The sequence below is a fragment of the Microbacterium sp. MEJ108Y genome (assembly GCF_000834175.1).
Lineage (GTDB): Bacteria > Actinomycetota > Actinomycetes > Actinomycetales > Microbacteriaceae > Microbacterium > Microbacterium forte.
The window spans coordinates 121695-135654 of the sequence record NZ_JXQX01000004.1 but is presented as its reverse complement, the minus strand read 5'-3'; the positions used below and the strand labels follow the sequence as shown (position 1 = coordinate 135654).

The window sequence follows — 13960 nt, the reverse complement described above, 5'->3', positions numbered from 1 at the left end:
CGGCGAGGTCAACGGGTTCCGTGGTGGTGGGTGTGGAGTCGGGTCGGCCCCGAACTACTCGAAGAGATACCGCTGCACGGTGGGACCGACGCGCGCGACGATGTCGTCGACGGGTGCGGAGGCCATCGGTGCGAGCTTCAGCACATACCGCGTGAGCAGCAGCCCCGCGATCTGCGACGCGACGAGGGCGGCCCGCAACTCCGCATCCGCGACGCCGAGCGTCTTCGCGATCTTGCCGATGAGCTCGCGGGCGAGGAACCCGGCCAGCAGCGGCGTCGTGAGCCGGCTGCCGATCGCGGTGCGCATGAGCATCACGCCGCGTCGGCGGATGTCGGGCTGCTCGAACGCCTCGAGAACATAGCGGACGAGCCGTTCGCCGACTTCCCCTCGGGGACCGGCGACGATTCCGGGCACATCGATGTCAGGTCGGAGCGGGATGCCGACCGCCTCCGCGAACAGATCGGCCTTGGTGCCGAAGTAGTGATGCACGAGCGCGGAATCCACGCCGGCCCTGCTGGCGATCGAGCGCACCGTCGACCCGTCATACCCCTGCTCGCCGAACTCGTCGACGGCGGCACCGATGATGCGCTCGTGCGAGTCCGAGCCACCCCTCGGACGACCGCGCTTCCTCGGCGCACGCTGCTCGGTCATGGCGTCAGCCTACGACCCGCGACCGGGGTGCCGGGACGCGCCCCCTAGTCGAGCAGGTGCCGGAGATACCGCGGCGGGTCCTGCAGGAACGAGCGCCAGTGGTTCACGAGCTCGAGGTCGTTCCACTCGGCAGGGCGGATGCCCCAGTCACCCACCTCGAGGATCCGGGCGCCCGGCAGCGCAGCGAGCACCGGCGAATGCGTGGCGCACAGCACCTGGCCGCCGTCGTCGACGATGCGCTGCAGCACGGCGATGAGGGTGAGCGTCGACTGGAACGACAGCGCTGCTTCGGGCTCGTCGAGACAGTAGAAGCCCGGCTCGTCGAATCGGCTCTCGAGGAGGGCGAGGAACGACTCGCCGTGACTCATCTCGTGGAACGGCACGTCTCCCCGCGGCGAGGGGTTCTCTTCGAGGTACGTGTAGAAGGAATGCATCGTCTCGGCCCGCAGGAAGAATCCCCAGCGGTTCGCTCCGACACCTCGCTGCAGCTGCAGCCATTCCGACAGCGGTGATTCCGTCGGTCGCGTGCTGTGTCTGGCGAACTTCGACCCCCCCTCGGGCGAGAGGCCGTAGGCGATCGCGATCCCCTCGACGATCGTGGACTTGCCGCTGCCGTTCTCGCCGACGAGGAACGTCACCCCGGGCGAGAGGTCGATCCCCTCCTCCAGCACCTGGGCCACCGCGGGGATGCTCATCGGCCAGACCCGCCCGACCTCCGGCGCGTCGTCGCTCGCTCGCACGGCGACGACCGGCTGCTCTCGTCGACGACGGCTGCCGGGGGTCCAGATCGATTCCATGCGTTCCTCCTCCGAAGGAGGCTAGCCGCAGCCACCGACGCGACCGTCGGGAGGTCGGATCAGCACTCGATCACGTTGACAGCGAGGCCGCCCTCGCTGGTCTCCTTGTACTTCGTCGACATGTCGATGCCGGTCTGGCGCATCGTCTCGACGACCGCATCGAGCGAGACGTAGTGGCTGCCGTCGCCGCGCAGCGCGAGACGGGCGGCCGTGACCGCGGTCGACGCCGCGATGGCGTTGCGCTCGATGCAGGGGATCTGCACGAGGCCGCCGATGGGGTCGCATGTGAGCCCGAGGTGGTGCTCCATCGCGATCTCGGCGGCGTTCTCGATCTGCCGGTTGGTGCCGCCCATGACGGCCGTCAGCCCTCCGGCGGCCATCGCGCAGGCGGAGCCGACCTCGGCCTGGCATCCTCCCTCGGCACCCGAGATCGAGGCGTTCGCCTTGAACAGCGAGCCCAGTGCCGTGGCGGTGAGCAGGAATCGCCTGATGCCGCGGCGACGGTTCGCATCGGCGACAGCCTCATCGTCATCGGCCCCGCCGGCGTCGATCGCCCGTGTGCCGTCGAAGCCGAGCAGCGCGCTGCCGACCAGCTCTCCGTACGGCGTCACGGCATTGCCGGCGCCGAGGCCCGAGTCTGCGAGGAACCGCCACCAGTACATCGCGACGGCGGGGAGGATGCCGGCGGCACCGTTCGTCGGAGCGGTGACGACCCGACCGCCCGCGGCGTTCTCCTCATTCACCGCGAGCGCGAAGGCGCCGAGCCACTCCCCCGGCAGCTCGCGATGACCGTCGGCCTCTGCCTCCTCGAGCTGGGCGCGGATCATGCTCGCGCGTCTCTTGACCTTGAGCATGCCGGGGAGCACACCGTCGGAGTGCAGTCCGTTCTCGACGCACGCGGCCATGGCATCCCAGATCGCGTCGAGTCCGGCTGCGACCTCTTCTTCCGGGCGCTCGGCGGTCTCGTTGAGTCGCGCGACCTCGGCGATGGACAGTCCGTGCTCGTCGCACAGCGCGAGCAGAGACGCGGCGTCGGCATACGAATAGGGCAGCGGCGCCGAGGCGAGCTTCGCGTCTTCTCCATCCCGCCGGATGAACCCGCCGCCGACGGAATAGTAGGTCTCCTCGGCGACGACACCCGCAGCGGCATCCCACGCGGTGATCGTCATGGCGTTCGGATGGCCGGGCAGTCGGGTGCGGGGCTCGAACACGATGTCGGTCTTCGAGAACGGGATCTCGTGAGACCCGTCGATTCGCAGCGTCGCCCCATCGCGAAGGTCGGTCCACGCTGACCGCACGTCAGCCGGATCGCAGGTTTCCGGCGCCAGACCGCGCAGCCCGGCGACGACCGCATCGGGTGTGCCGTGTCCGATTCCGGTGGCACCGAGAGAGCCGTAGAGGGTGCATCCGATGCGCGCGACGCGATCGAGCGTTCCTGTCGCGCGGAGCCGGTGTGCGAACTCGAGCGCCGCCCGCATCGGCCCGACCGTGTGGGAACTCGAGGGGCCCACTCCGATGGAGAAGAGATCGAAGGCCGAGACGTACGCTGTCACCTCCTCAGCCTACGTCGTGGTCAGGAAGACGGGTCGGGGCATCGCCGTCAAGGCCCTTCTCGCCGCGGAGTCGTAGATCGATCCTGGTCGTGCATCCGATGTGAAAGGGACCACCATGACGAACAGCACTCCTGAGCAGGACCCGACCTCCGGCCTCGACCCCGAGGCCCAGACGCCGACCCCGACACCGTCGTCGGGCGATGCCGGCGAGTTCAAGGACACGGGCAGCACCGCCGAGAAGCCGGCCGAGGCCGACTCTCCTGAAGACGCGGACCCCTCCGAGGTTCCGAGCAACGACGAACTCGAAGAGCCGAGCACTGAGAAGGAGCCGTCGGAAGAGCCCAAGGCCCCGACGCGCAACGACCCCGAGCCCGACCATGAAGCGGTCGGGATCGGGGTCATCGACGGTCCGGAGACCGACGAGGGCGACTGAGCGACTCCTACCTCGCTCGCCACCCGGCCGCTCCCGTCGCGATGCACCCTGCGACGGGAGCGAGTTCGGTGAGGGCTACTCGACGAGCTTGCCCTCGGTGTCGACTTCGCGCATGAGCTCGGCGATCTCCGCGGGGATCTCGGGGATCGACTCGTGCGTCACGCCGCCGGTCGGCGACCAGACGAGATTTACCTGCAGCGTCGGGTCGGTGTCGGGGTAGTCGCTGCGGTTGTGGCATCCACGCGTCTCCCGACGCTCCAGCGCCGCCTCGAGCGTGGCCCGTGCGGCGAGAGCAGACGCCTTCAGGTCGAACGCGTGCGCGAGGTCTTGGAAGCCGGCGATGTCGGGGTGGATGCCGATGTCCTCCATGCGTCCCTCGATCATGTCGAGTTCGGCGAGACCTGCCCGCAGTCCCTCCTCCGAGCGGACGACACCCGCGTGCTGGGTCATGGTGTTGCGGATGGCGCGCTGCAGCGCCCGCACGTTCTCGCGGCCGTCGGCGACGAGAAGGTCGTCGATCTCTGCTCGGGCCTGCGCCACGGCATCGGCCGACCGACGCTGGGCGTCGAGCCCCGCCGCATGCGCCATGGCCGCCTGACCGACGATGCGGCCGTAGACCAGCAGCTCGATGAGCGAGTTGCCGCCGAGGCGGTTGGCCCCGTGCAGTCCGCTCGACGCCTCGCCGATCGCGTAGAGTCCGTCGACGTCGGTCTGGTGGTCGTCAGGGCGCACCCACACGCCGCCCATCGAGTAGTGCGCCGTGGGAGCGATCTCGATCGGGTCGGTGGTGATGTCGAGCATCTGCAGCTCCATCATCGTCTGGTAGACGCGAGGCAGACGGGTCATGATCGTCTCGCGAGGCAGGTGCGAGACGTCGAGCCAGACGCCGCCGTTCTCCGTTCCGCGGCCCTCGGCGATCTCGGTGTATGCCGCGAGCGCGACGCGATCCCGGGTCGAGAGCTCCATGCGCTCGGGGTCGTACTTCGACATGAATCGCTCGCCGAGCGCGTTGCGCAGGATGCCGCCTTCACCACGTGCGGCCTCGGAGATCAGCGTGCCTGCAGCGTTCTCGGGCTCGATGATTCCGGACGGGTGGAACTGCACGAGCTCGGGGTCGCGCAGCCGGGCGCCCGCCTCGACCGCGAGCCGGAACGAGTCGCCGGTGTTCTCGTCGCGACGCGAGGAGGTGCGGCGCCAGATGCGGTTGTGGCCGCCGGCGGCGAGGATCACGGCATCCGCGTGGATCAGATAGCGCGTGCCGTCTGACTGGTCGAAGCCGTAGGCACCGAACACGACGTTGTCTCGCACGAGCAGGCGCGTGATGTACACGTGGTCAAGGATCGGCACCTCGAGCTGCTCGGCCTTCGCGACCAAGGTGCGCTGGATCTCGAGACCGGTGTAGTCGCCGGCGAACGCGGTGCGACGGAACGTGTGAGCTCCGAAGAACCGCTGCGAGATGCGTCCGTCGTCTTCGCGGGCGAAATCCATGCCCCAGCGCTCGAGGTCGCGGATGCCGCGCTCGGCGCCCTGCGTCACGATCTCCACCGTGTGGGGATTGGCGAGCAGATAGCTCTCCTTGATGGTGTCGGCCGCGTGCTGCTGCCAGCTGTCTCCCTCGTCCATGGTGCCGAGCGCGGCGTTGATGCCGCCGGCGGCGAGGGAGGTGTGGGCATCCTGTCGGGGGCGCTTGCCGACGGCGAGGACGTCGATGCCGTGCTCGGCGACCTCGATCGCCGCCCGCAGCCCGGATCCGCCGGTGCCGATGACGAGGACCGTGGTGGAGATCTGACGTTCGCGAGTACTCATGCCTTCCACGCTAGGTAGGGTGCCCTGATAACTCCAATGCATTGTTCTACTGGTATCGATACAGTGAACACATGAACCTCGAGCAGCTCCGCGGGTTCGTCGAGGTCGCCCGCCTCGGCCACTTCACCCGCGCCTCCGAGCACCTGCACCTCGCACAGCCGTCGCTGAGCCGACAGATCTCGACCCTCGAGCGCGAACTCGGCGCCGAGCTGTTCCACCGCGCACGCGGCCACATCGGCCTCACCGCGGCCGGAGAGGCTCTGCTCCCCCGCGCTCAGCGGATGCTCGCAGAGTCAGACGCGATTCGCGAGGAGATGGCCGAGCTCGCCGGGCTCCGCCGCGGACGCGTGCGTCTCGGAGCACCACCCACTCTCTGCATCAGCCTCGTCGCCGAGGCGATCAGCACCTTCCATGCCGCGCACCCCGGCGTCGACCTGCACCTGACCGAGAGCGGGTCGAGGCTGCTCGTCGACCAGCTGGCCGTCGGGGCCGTCGACATCGCGCTCATCACGGAGTCGGAGGGGCCCCCGCCCTCGGGATTCAGTCTGACTCGCATGCCGCTGCTGACCGAGGAGCTCGTCGTCGTGTCTGCGGCGTCCGAGCCTCCGGTGTCGACGTCGTCGATCATGAGCCTCCACCATCTCGCCACGCTGCCGCTGATCGCCCTCGACGAGACCTATGAGCTGCGGGCGACCACCGACGCGGCCTTCCGCTCGGCGGGACTGACTCCGACGGTCGTCCTCGAGGGCGCAGAGATGGACGCGCTGCTCCGCTTCGTCGAACGCGGCGTCGGCGTGGCCGTGGTTCCGGCGATGGTGCTGCTCGATCAGCCGGCGCTGCGCTCGGTCAGGATCTCGCACCCGATGATGAGGCGCACCGTGAGCCTGGCCCACCGCGCCGACGTCACACCCGCCGTCGCGGTCGCCGCGATTCGCCACGTCATCATCGGCACAGCGGCAGAGGTCGCCCGCCGCGACCCGGCCATCACGAGCCTGCTCGACTGAGGCGAGTCAGGAACCGATTCGCTCCGCCCGCTGCGAAGGAGAACACTCGTAACGAAGGGCGGAACCGTTGTTGGGTCCTTCACTGCGCGACTTCTCCTTCACGGCGAGGGCCCGCAGCTCATTCAAGCGTTCGTAAGCTCGCAAACTTGATCGCGATACTCCCGCAAGCCATCATCGTCTTATGACGAAACGTCCACCTGTACCGTCGGAACTCAAACGACGGTTGTTCCTAGAGGTCGGATACAAGTGCGCTGTACCAATCTGCGGATCGACTACGGCCCTCGAAATGGAACACATCAAACCCTGGGCGAAGGTCAAGCGACACGATTTCGACAACATGATTGTTCTCTGCGCGAACCATCATCGCGGCAACCGTAGCAACGTGTCCGGACTAGACCGGAAAAACCTTCGTGCGATCAAGGCAAATCTAGGGCTACTGAACGGGCGCTTTGTCGACATCGAACGGCGAATTCTTGAGGCTTTTGCCGCAGATCCAGATCTTAAGAGCGTCAATCTGCAGGGCCCGAAGGACAATATATTGGTGCGCGAACTTCTGTCAGCAGAATTGATATCTGCTTCACCCGCGCCCATGTCAGTCGTCCTGGAAACAGAAGATGGCGGGCTCATCTACACTTCTCACGCGTTTTCTTTGACGAAGACCGGGCGGGCTTTCGTAGATGACTGGGTGAAGCGGCACTCTCTCGCATGATCACCTCGCCCATTTTGGCCTTGGGGCCGTGGATCATGGTCGAGCACGAACTAGTTGGTCGAGACGCCTCGACGACGTGAAAAACCGCGGCGCTCGAGAACAACTTCCTTCGTCAGCGACCGTCGTTGGAAGTCTTCCGAGATCGCTTGAGCTTGCCCGATCAGTCGCTCCAGCCAGCTGAGTCGCTCGTAGACGTTACGAAGGCAATCCGGGTGTAGCGCCTCGCGGAGTCGTGTGCGTGAGTCGGAGCAGGATCGCGCCGACAACATGAACCGTGAACCAGGCGTCTTCGCGGCTCGCCTCGTCGGCGTTGCGCGCGTCGCCCTTGTTGCTCCGGTCAGCAGACGCCCATCGACACGCCTTGTCGATCGTCTGGAGGAGTGGAGCGTCGTGTGACGCGATGATCCCTTTGCTCTTTGCCGATGTCGTCAGATCGCCAAGCTGGTTTCCCTCTGCGCCGAGGAACGAGAGTGCTTCTTGAAGCGCGGTGCCCGCATCGGTGATCGCATCCGCGCCTTCGTCGCGCGCAAGCTCGGAGAGCGCGCTCTGGTAGCTCTTCTCAACTCGCTCCCACCCTGGTGTCGCCAAGAGCCGCAAGACAGGTTCAACGACCTCGACATGCAGTTCCCGAGACGCGAAGGGCACCATCTCACCGCCAACGTACTCAAATGCGATGCGATCCTCCGCGAGCACACGGTTGATCTCGCGCACAAGCAGGGCATCAATCGGGATGCGACCATCCTGTGGAGGCTGACCGCTGAAGAACGACTGGCGCTGAGCCTCCTCTTCGAATGCGCGCTCGTACCCCTTGCCAAATGCTTCGACCACGGAGGGCACCATGTCGTCGTCACATTCTGCGAGATAGCGGAAGAACTGGTCTCTCGAATCGCCGTGCGCATTTTTGTAGAGCGAAAGCAAACCGAGGTCTGCAAGCAAGACGCGGATCGAGGCTTCGATGGTTCGATAGTCGCCCCCACCCGCACCACTCTGCATCACCAACTGAAGTCGGTTCCTGGTTTCTATCGAGAAGTTCTCCGACCAAAACGATTCACCCTGACGCTCGCGTTCTTCGAGCGCCGCAAGCTCGCGTCTGCGCTTGTAGAGAGGGGACATGGAGACCTATCTGCTCGACCCGGTGCCTCATCGGCGGTTGCTTCACCGTACCTGGTCGCTCGCGCCGCGCGGGAACAACCGCTCTCCCGTGAACTCGATCCGCTCGCCCACCATCTGTACTCCGACCAGGTCGGGCACTGGCAGGTCACTCGGGACGAACTTCGCGTCGTCGCTGGCTTAAAGCCGCTGCGCGTTTCATAGATCAGTACTTCATCGAGGTCGGAGACGTGTCTCTAGCGCTTTGCGGCCTCGTTCCGCAGGACGATATCGCGGGTGACGATGCGGTGCCGCTGAACGACGCGGAGCACGCCGCTCTGCTTGGTGAAGCCGGGCTTGACGAGTGAAAGCATGGACAAGCCCCCGCTTAGTACAATGCCTAGCCCCATAATCGCGAACCGTGGAGTGCGACATCCGCACGCGGCGACCGCCTGTTCTGCGCTTCCATGTCCCACTTTGCCGCGAGATAGGGAGGAAATGACAAAACCCCCGCCGCTTTCGCGACGGGGGTTTCAGCTGATGTGCGCCCGAAGGGACTCGAACCCCTAACCTTCTGATCCGTAGTCAGATGCTCTATCCATTGAGCTACGGGCGCTCCTGGACCGCTCAGCGGGCCGTAGAACAGCCTACAACAGACGCGACACGAAAGCGAAACGAGGGCTCACTCGTCACTGTCGGGCGTGTTCTGCTTCTTCTTGCGCTTGGCCTTCGCGCGCTGCAGAGACGACAGCGCCTGCAGATCGACGAGGCGCAGCGCCTGCATCCGCGCCTCGCGCATGCGCTCGTAATCGGGATCCTGATCGGGCCGCATGCCCTCGACGCGCAGTCGACGATCGAGGTTGTGCCGCACATCGGCCCAGGCGCCCTCGCGGGCCTCTTCGACGATGACGCGCAACGCGGCCTCATCATCCATCATGTCGCGCAGCTTGATCGCGACCCCGTGCGACTGCTTGGCCCGCCGACGCAGGTTGCGCACATCGCGGTCCCGGTAGTCGTGGGTTCCCGAGGGGTCGGAGTGGCGCCCGCGAGCGCGCTTGCGCAACTCGGTCATGTTGCGCTCGACCTCTTCGGACTCCTCAGCCATCGCCCGCAGCGCTTCGCGCGCATCGGCGATGTACTTGTCCGTGTCGAAGACGCCGTTCTCGGCGATCGTGCCGATGAGGATGTGATTCTTCACGGCGAGGCGCGCCGCAGCGGTCGCGATCGCGACGCCTTCTGCGATGGCATCTGCAGTTCGTCCCACCGCTACCTCCTTGCTTCGAGCGTACCGGTATCGCTCTCGGTTGCAGTGGGCCAGAATGGATCGGAATCGGGTCTCCGCGACCGGCTCCGCGACCGGCTGCTGCTCCGATCGCCGCCAGGAGGGGTGCAATGAAGCGTCTCACGCTCACCGGAAGCACGACGGTCATCACCGGCGCTGCGAGTGGGATGGGCGCCGACATCGCCCGCCTGCTCGCGCGCCGGCGCGTGCATCTGGCGCTCATCGACCACAACGCCGAGGGGCTCGCGGCCATCGCCGCCGAACTCGGGGGTCCCACCGTCACCACGCACGTCGTCGATCTGCGCGACGACGACGCCGTCTTCGCCGCGGCCGACGAGATCACCGCAGCGCATCCGCGCGTGAACGCTCTGATCACGTGCGCGGGCTCGTCGATGCTCGGAGATCTCGAACAGCTGACCATGGAGGAGATGCGCTGGCTGACCGATGTGAACCTCTGGGGAACGGTGTCGATCACGAAGGCGCTGCTGCCCGCCCTGCGTGCGGCACCCGCTGCGCACATCTCGCACCTTGCGAGCGTGTACGCGCTGGCCGCGCCCGCCGGACGCATCCCGTACTCCCTGAGCAAATTCGCGGTGCGCGGGTTCTCCGAGGCGCTGCGACACGAACTCGAGGGCACCTCGGTGACGGTCGGTGCGGTCTACCCCGCCGGCGTGCGCACGGGGATCATCCTGCACGGAAGATATGCGGCCGCGATCGATCCGGCGGTCGCCGCGCGCGCCGCGGCGGCGCAGGCAGCGATGTATCACACCGAGCCGACGGATGCCGCCGCGCTGATCGTGCAGGCGACTGAGCGTCGCCGCGCGCGGACGATGGTCGGCAGGGAGGCGCGGCTGATCGATGTTCTCGCTCGCCTCGCACCGACGGGCTACTGGCGGGTCATGCGCGGCCCTCTGCGCGAGGCCATCGACACGACCACCCCGATCGCCTGACTCAGCGGACCGCGCCGACCCAGATCCCCGACGCCCACGACTGCTGCTCGCTGTCGCACCCGATGGACCCGGGGTAGCCGCGCACGACCGCCATGCAGTTGGCGAGGAACTCGGGGTCTCCGCCGAAGGACGAGTAGTACACGTCCGACGAGGTCAGGGCGCCCCAGACCCGGAACTGATAGATGTGGGCCAGCTCGTGCGCCATCGCCCAGTTCAGCCGGTCGACGCTCCAGTCCACGATGTCGGCGCGGTACTTGATGTAGCCGCTGCTGTTCGCGCACGCCGGCGCAGTGCCTCCCGCACATGAGGCCGATTCGTACAGGCCGACGCCCCCTCCTCCGACCCGGTCGAGGGCGGCGCGCACCCGCGCGAATCCATCCGGCCCGCTCGACGACCAGGCCGGGCCCGACGGCGCCGCGTACTGCGCCGCCTCCCAGCTGCCGATGTCCTGCCCCACCCTGTCGATGAGCGCATGCACGGTGGCGGTGGCGGCGATGACCGTTGCCGGGTTCTTCCGCTCGGCGAGGACCGACTCCTGCGCCGACATCGCGGCCGCCCGGTGCGCCGAGGTGTCGATCTTGCCGTCTGCTCCCTCCATCGCCACTCTCAGCGCGGTGATCTCAGCGACGAACGCGGGCCGTACCTCGAGCACGGCGGCGCGCGCAGCGGTGTCCTTCTCGGCGATCGCGATCGCCCCTTCGAGATGGTCGGTGCGCATCTGCGCCGTCCGAGTCGACTGCGCAAGCGACTGCAGCTCGGCGATCACGGCCGCCCTGTCTTCGTCGAGAGCGACGGCGCGAGCGACGACGCCCGCACCCAGCATCAGCGCGGCGACCATGGCGACAGAGAGGACCCGTCGGATCACAGACATCCCCTCATGGCAGCAGACCCGAGGTGTCGGAGAGGAGCGTCTCCTGTTCGGCGATGGCCGTGCGCAGCGTGGTCAGCTGCCCTGCGAGGCGCAAGTTCACCTCGTGAGCGGCGTCGAGCCGCTCTTCGGCCTCGACGACGGCCGCCCTAGCCTCGGCGAGCGCCTCCACGCGCTGCTGATCGGCGACAGCGATGAGCACCGTTCCGCCGAGGAGCAGCAGCCCACCGGCGACGACGGCAACGCCTCTCATATCGCTCCCCAGGACACGACGATTTCCGGAACGATTCCGTAGGGCCAATATATCCTCGCCGGGAAGCACTCTCCAGACCGGTGCGCGCTCAGCGCGGGGCGGGACAGACCGGACGCTCAGATCGAGTACGCCTGATCGCTCAGGCGCCGTTCTGCGGCTTCCTGACCGCTGGCGAGGTGCCGGGGGATCATCCAGCGGAGGGTGTCGGTGTCACGCGCTGCGACAGCGTCGAGAATGAGGCGGTGCTCCTCGGCCATTCCGAGCAGATCGTCGTGCTGTCCGAACAGCCAGCGCAGGCGCGTGACGAAGACGGCGATGAGTTCGCCGAGCATCTCGTTACCGGCGAGCTCGGCGGCGATCTCGTGGAACTCGCCCGCCGCTATGCGGGCGGCTTCGACCTCGTCGGCGGATGCGGCGGCGAACTCGCGCTCGTAGGCCGCCCGAAGCCGCGCGATTCCCTCGTCAGTATGGCGCTCAGCGGCGAAGACGAAGATCAGCGTCTCGATCGCCTCTCGGACCTCTCCGAAGTCCCGGATGTCATCATGCGTGAACTCCCGCACCACTGCCCAACTGCGTGGTCGGGCGACGACCACTCCCTCGCCGACGAGCGTGCGGATCGCCTCGCGCACGGGCAGCCGCGACACGTTGAGCTCCGCAGCGATGTCGCGTTCGATGAGCCGGGATCCGGGGGCGCGTCGACCGAGCACGATGTCGTCGCGCAGAACGCGCGTTACCCTCACCGACTCGAGTTCGCCGGTAGTCCCCACCCCCACCATGCCGGAATTATCGCACTCGCCGATCCGTCCGACAAGTTTGGTATCCCAACGGAACGCATATGTTACCGTTCCGTGCCTCGTCGGACGGCTGACCTGAGAGAGGGGAGCGGATGCCGCCGGCATTCCTCCCCTCTCCCCTCACGTCAGGGCAGACGGTTCGCGATCGCGAGGTTCGCCGTCAGCTCGTCGGCGTTCTGTCGCACGACGTACGCCGGCCGGCCGCGCTCCACGCGCCAGGACTCGCTGAGGGATCCGACGTTGACCGTGTCGAAGCCTGCCTCATCGTAGAAGCGGGTGACGAAGGCGACGGCCTCGGCATCATCACCGGCCGTGGCGAGCGCGCGTCGATCGGGCGTGCCCGCCGGCGACCCGTCGGTCGTGATGTCGGCGGCGTAGATGTGGTTGAACGCCTTGGCGATGCGCGAGGTCGGCAGCTGCGCCTGCAGAAGCTCCGACGTGGTCGTCTCGCCCCGGTCGAGGGCGTCGATGTGCCCATCGCGCTCGAAGTAATAGTTGTTCGTGTCGAGCACGATCTTGCCGGCGAGCTGCTCGACGGGCAGCTGGTCGATCTTGCCGAGCGGCACCGTGACGACCACGACGTCGCCCGCGGTGGCGGCGTCGGCAGCAGTCGCGGCCGTCGCCCGATCGCCCAGCTCCGCGACGAGGCCCGCGAGGGTCTCCGGTCCGCGCGAGTTCGCGATCACGACGTCATAGCCGTTGGCCACGGCGACGCGTGCGACCTGGCTGCCGATGTGTCCTGCACCGATGATTCCGAGAGTAGTCATGCTCGGGCCAACGTGTGCGCGGCCCTGCTATTCCCCCATGACGCCGCGTGTCGCCGATCACACCGTGAGCAGGAACCGCTCCTCGACCCGGCGGTAGCCGAGGCTCTCGTAGAGCGTGATCGCCGAGGTGTTGAAGCCGAAGACATGCAGCCCGATCGAGTCTGCTCCCAGCCGTGCCGCCTCATGCTCAGCCGCGAGCATGAGATCGCGACCGTAGCCCTTGCGACGCTGATCGGACGCGATCTCGATGTCGAGGATGAACGCATGCGGACGCCCACCCCGGCGGCGCACACCGATCCACAGCACCCCGACCTCGGCGCCGTCGACGTGGGCCGTGAAGAGCTCCTGCCCCTCCGAATCGATGCCCTCGGGAAGTTCGAGCTCCATCTGCCGGTGCGACTCGACCACCGCATCCTCTGCCGAATACCGGCCGGAAGACACCAGATCCTCGGCGAAGGCCGCTTCGGATGCCGCGGCGAAGCTCGTGAATCGCTCGGACGTCATCGGTGTCACGACAAGGCCACCGGACGCGCGAGGCGCGCGAGACGGGAGAGGTTCGAGAAGCATCTGGATCGACGCGACCTCGAAGCCTCGTCCCTCGACGAAGGCTCTGCCCGCGGTGTCGGACGAGTGCAACGCGATGCTGAGGCGACCGACGTGCTGCCTGCGTGCCAAAGACCGGAGCTCATCGAGCAGCTCGTCGAGCTGTCGCGCGGTCGGATCGATCGCGAACGCGAGATCGACGATGATCAGCACCCCGCTGTTCGCGGCGAGCCACACCGTGCCGACGCGGGTGCCCTCTTCATCGATCGTGAGGATGAGCGAGGTCTCGGTCTCGTGGCCGGCCGAGAGCAGGTCACCCAGGACGGCATCGACGTGCGAGCCCGCGTCCTCGCCGACGAACATCCCCGACTCCTGCCGGAGCGTCACGAGCCGCGCTCTGGTGGCCTCGAGCCAGTCGTCGAAGCGGTCTGCGCTGAGCGGGGTCAGGTCAAGAGGCATGA

The 13960-nt window shown here is 67.1% G+C and carries 15 protein-coding genes and 1 tRNA gene; 4 read left to right on the top strand and 12 right to left on the bottom strand.

The window, feature by feature from the left end:
* Positions 1-54: 54 nt before the first annotated feature.
* The 3 genes from RU09_RS02555 to RU09_RS02545 are packed head-to-tail and all read right to left on the bottom strand — an operon-like array spanning position 55 to position 3001.
* A complete protein-coding gene (locus RU09_RS02555) occupies positions 55-651 on the bottom strand; it encodes a TetR/AcrR family transcriptional regulator (RefSeq protein ID WP_042537133.1) in 597 nt (198 codons plus the stop codon).
* A gap of 44 nt (positions 652-695) precedes the next feature.
* Positions 696-1448 (bottom strand): AAA family ATPase, encoded by a 753-nt coding sequence (locus RU09_RS02550; protein ID WP_042537131.1) that lies wholly within the window; start codon positions 1446-1448, stop codon positions 696-698.
* A gap of 59 nt (positions 1449-1507) precedes the next feature.
* Entirely contained in the window at positions 1508-3001 is a 1494-nt protein-coding gene (locus tag RU09_RS02545) for an L-serine ammonia-lyase, iron-sulfur-dependent, subunit alpha (RefSeq protein ID WP_042537129.1), read from the bottom strand.
* 115 nt (positions 3002-3116) lie between these two features.
* Here RU09_RS02545 and RU09_RS02540 point away from each other — a divergent pair, with 115 nt between their 5' ends.
* Complete coding sequence (locus RU09_RS02540; RefSeq protein ID WP_042537127.1) at positions 3117-3434, top strand: hypothetical protein; 318 nt, start codon at positions 3117-3119, stop codon at positions 3432-3434.
* Between the two features lie 75 nt (positions 3435-3509).
* Here RU09_RS02540 and RU09_RS02535 read toward each other — a convergent pair whose 3' ends face one another.
* Positions 3510-5240: an L-aspartate oxidase gene (locus RU09_RS02535; protein ID WP_042537125.1), complete on the bottom strand. Its 1731-nt coding sequence runs from the start codon at positions 5238-5240 to the stop codon at positions 3510-3512.
* 71 nt (positions 5241-5311) lie between these two features.
* On the opposite strand from RU09_RS02535, the gene RU09_RS02530 reads away from it, so the two are divergent.
* Both RU09_RS02530 and RU09_RS18190 read left to right on the top strand, forming a co-directional pair.
* Complete coding sequence (locus RU09_RS02530) at positions 5312-6244, top strand: LysR family transcriptional regulator (RefSeq protein WP_042537122.1); 933 nt, start codon at positions 5312-5314, stop codon at positions 6242-6244.
* Positions 6245-6425: 181 nt separating this feature from the next.
* Entirely contained in the window at positions 6426-6953 is a 528-nt protein-coding gene (locus RU09_RS18190) for an HNH endonuclease signature motif containing protein (protein ID WP_082041006.1), read from the top strand.
* 195 nt (positions 6954-7148) lie between these two features.
* Here RU09_RS18190 and RU09_RS02525 read toward each other — a convergent pair whose 3' ends face one another.
* The 3 genes from RU09_RS02525 to RU09_RS02515 all read right to left on the bottom strand — a co-directional run bounded on the left by RU09_RS02525 (position 7149) and on the right by RU09_RS02515 (position 9306).
* On the bottom strand, positions 7149-8066 hold the full coding sequence (locus tag RU09_RS02525; RefSeq protein ID WP_042537120.1) for a hypothetical protein: 918 nt from the start codon (positions 8064-8066) through the stop codon (positions 7149-7151).
* A 519-nt stretch (positions 8067-8585) separates the two neighbouring features.
* Positions 8586-8658, bottom strand: a tRNA-Arg gene (locus tag RU09_RS02520).
* A gap of 66 nt (positions 8659-8724) precedes the next feature.
* A complete protein-coding gene (locus RU09_RS02515) occupies positions 8725-9306 on the bottom strand; it encodes a hypothetical protein (protein ID WP_042537118.1) in 582 nt (193 codons plus the stop codon).
* Between the two features lie 128 nt (positions 9307-9434).
* On the opposite strand from RU09_RS02515, the gene RU09_RS02510 reads away from it, so the two are divergent.
* Positions 9435-10274 carry an SDR family NAD(P)-dependent oxidoreductase gene (locus RU09_RS02510; RefSeq protein WP_042537116.1) on the top strand — a complete coding sequence of 280 codons (840 nt, stop codon included), beginning with the start codon at positions 9435-9437 and terminating at the stop codon, positions 10272-10274.
* A 1-nt stretch (position 10275) separates the two neighbouring features.
* Here the strand turns inward: RU09_RS02510 and RU09_RS02505 are convergent, their stop codons facing one another.
* From RU09_RS02505 to RU09_RS18005, 5 genes are all read right to left on the bottom strand, one after another.
* Positions 10276-11145 carry a hypothetical protein gene (locus RU09_RS02505; RefSeq protein ID WP_231567452.1) on the bottom strand — a complete coding sequence of 290 codons (870 nt, stop codon included), beginning with the start codon at positions 11143-11145 and terminating at the stop codon, positions 10276-10278.
* 4 nt (positions 11146-11149) lie between these two features.
* On the bottom strand, positions 11150-11395 hold the full coding sequence (locus RU09_RS02500; protein ID WP_042537114.1) for a hypothetical protein: 246 nt from the start codon (positions 11393-11395) through the stop codon (positions 11150-11152).
* A 116-nt stretch (positions 11396-11511) separates the two neighbouring features.
* Positions 11512-12135 (bottom strand): GntR family transcriptional regulator, encoded by a 624-nt coding sequence (locus RU09_RS02495; protein ID WP_231567451.1) that lies wholly within the window; start codon positions 12133-12135, stop codon positions 11512-11514.
* A gap of 179 nt (positions 12136-12314) precedes the next feature.
* Positions 12315-12956 carry an NADPH-dependent F420 reductase gene (locus tag RU09_RS02490; protein WP_042537109.1) on the bottom strand — a complete coding sequence of 214 codons (642 nt, stop codon included), beginning with the start codon at positions 12954-12956 and terminating at the stop codon, positions 12315-12317.
* 57 nt (positions 12957-13013) lie between these two features.
* Positions 13014-13958, bottom strand: a complete 945-nt coding sequence (locus tag RU09_RS18005; protein ID WP_052492830.1) for a GNAT family N-acetyltransferase — start codon at positions 13956-13958, stop codon at positions 13014-13016.
* Positions 13959-13960 lie beyond the last annotated feature (2 nt).

Bases quoted from the DNA above. Each gene is read 5' to 3' on its own strand.
- RU09_RS02555 (WP_042537133.1), bottom strand. From the start codon at position 651: ATGACCGAGCAGCGTGCGCCGAGGAAGCGCGGTCGTCCGAGGGGTGGC.
- RU09_RS02550 (WP_042537131.1), bottom strand. From the start codon at position 1,448: ATGGAATCGATCTGGACCCCCGGCAGCCGTCGTCGACGAGAGCAGCCG.
- RU09_RS02540 (WP_042537127.1), top strand. From the start codon at position 3,117: ATGACGAACAGCACTCCTGAGCAGGACCCGACCTCCGGCCTCGACCCC.
- RU09_RS02535 (WP_042537125.1), bottom strand. From the start codon at position 5,240: ATGAGTACTCGCGAACGTCAGATCTCCACCACGGTCCTCGTCATCGGC.
- RU09_RS02530 (WP_042537122.1), top strand. From the start codon at position 5,312: ATGAACCTCGAGCAGCTCCGCGGGTTCGTCGAGGTCGCCCGCCTCGGC.
- RU09_RS18190 (WP_082041006.1), top strand. From the start codon at position 6,426: ATGACGAAACGTCCACCTGTACCGTCGGAACTCAAACGACGGTTGTTC.
- RU09_RS02525 (WP_042537120.1), bottom strand. From the start codon at position 8,066: ATGTCCCCTCTCTACAAGCGCAGACGCGAGCTTGCGGCGCTCGAAGAA.
- RU09_RS02510 (WP_042537116.1), top strand. From the start codon at position 9,435: ATGAAGCGTCTCACGCTCACCGGAAGCACGACGGTCATCACCGGCGCT.
- RU09_RS02505 (WP_231567452.1), bottom strand. From the start codon at position 11,145: ATGTCTGTGATCCGACGGGTCCTCTCTGTCGCCATGGTCGCCGCGCTG.
- RU09_RS02500 (WP_042537114.1), bottom strand. From the start codon at position 11,395: ATGAGAGGCGTTGCCGTCGTCGCCGGTGGGCTGCTGCTCCTCGGCGGA.
- RU09_RS02490 (WP_042537109.1), bottom strand. From the start codon at position 12,956: ATGACTACTCTCGGAATCATCGGTGCAGGACACATCGGCAGCCAGGTC.
- RU09_RS18005 (WP_052492830.1), bottom strand. From the start codon at position 13,958: ATGCCTCTTGACCTGACCCCGCTCAGCGCAGACCGCTTCGACGACTGG.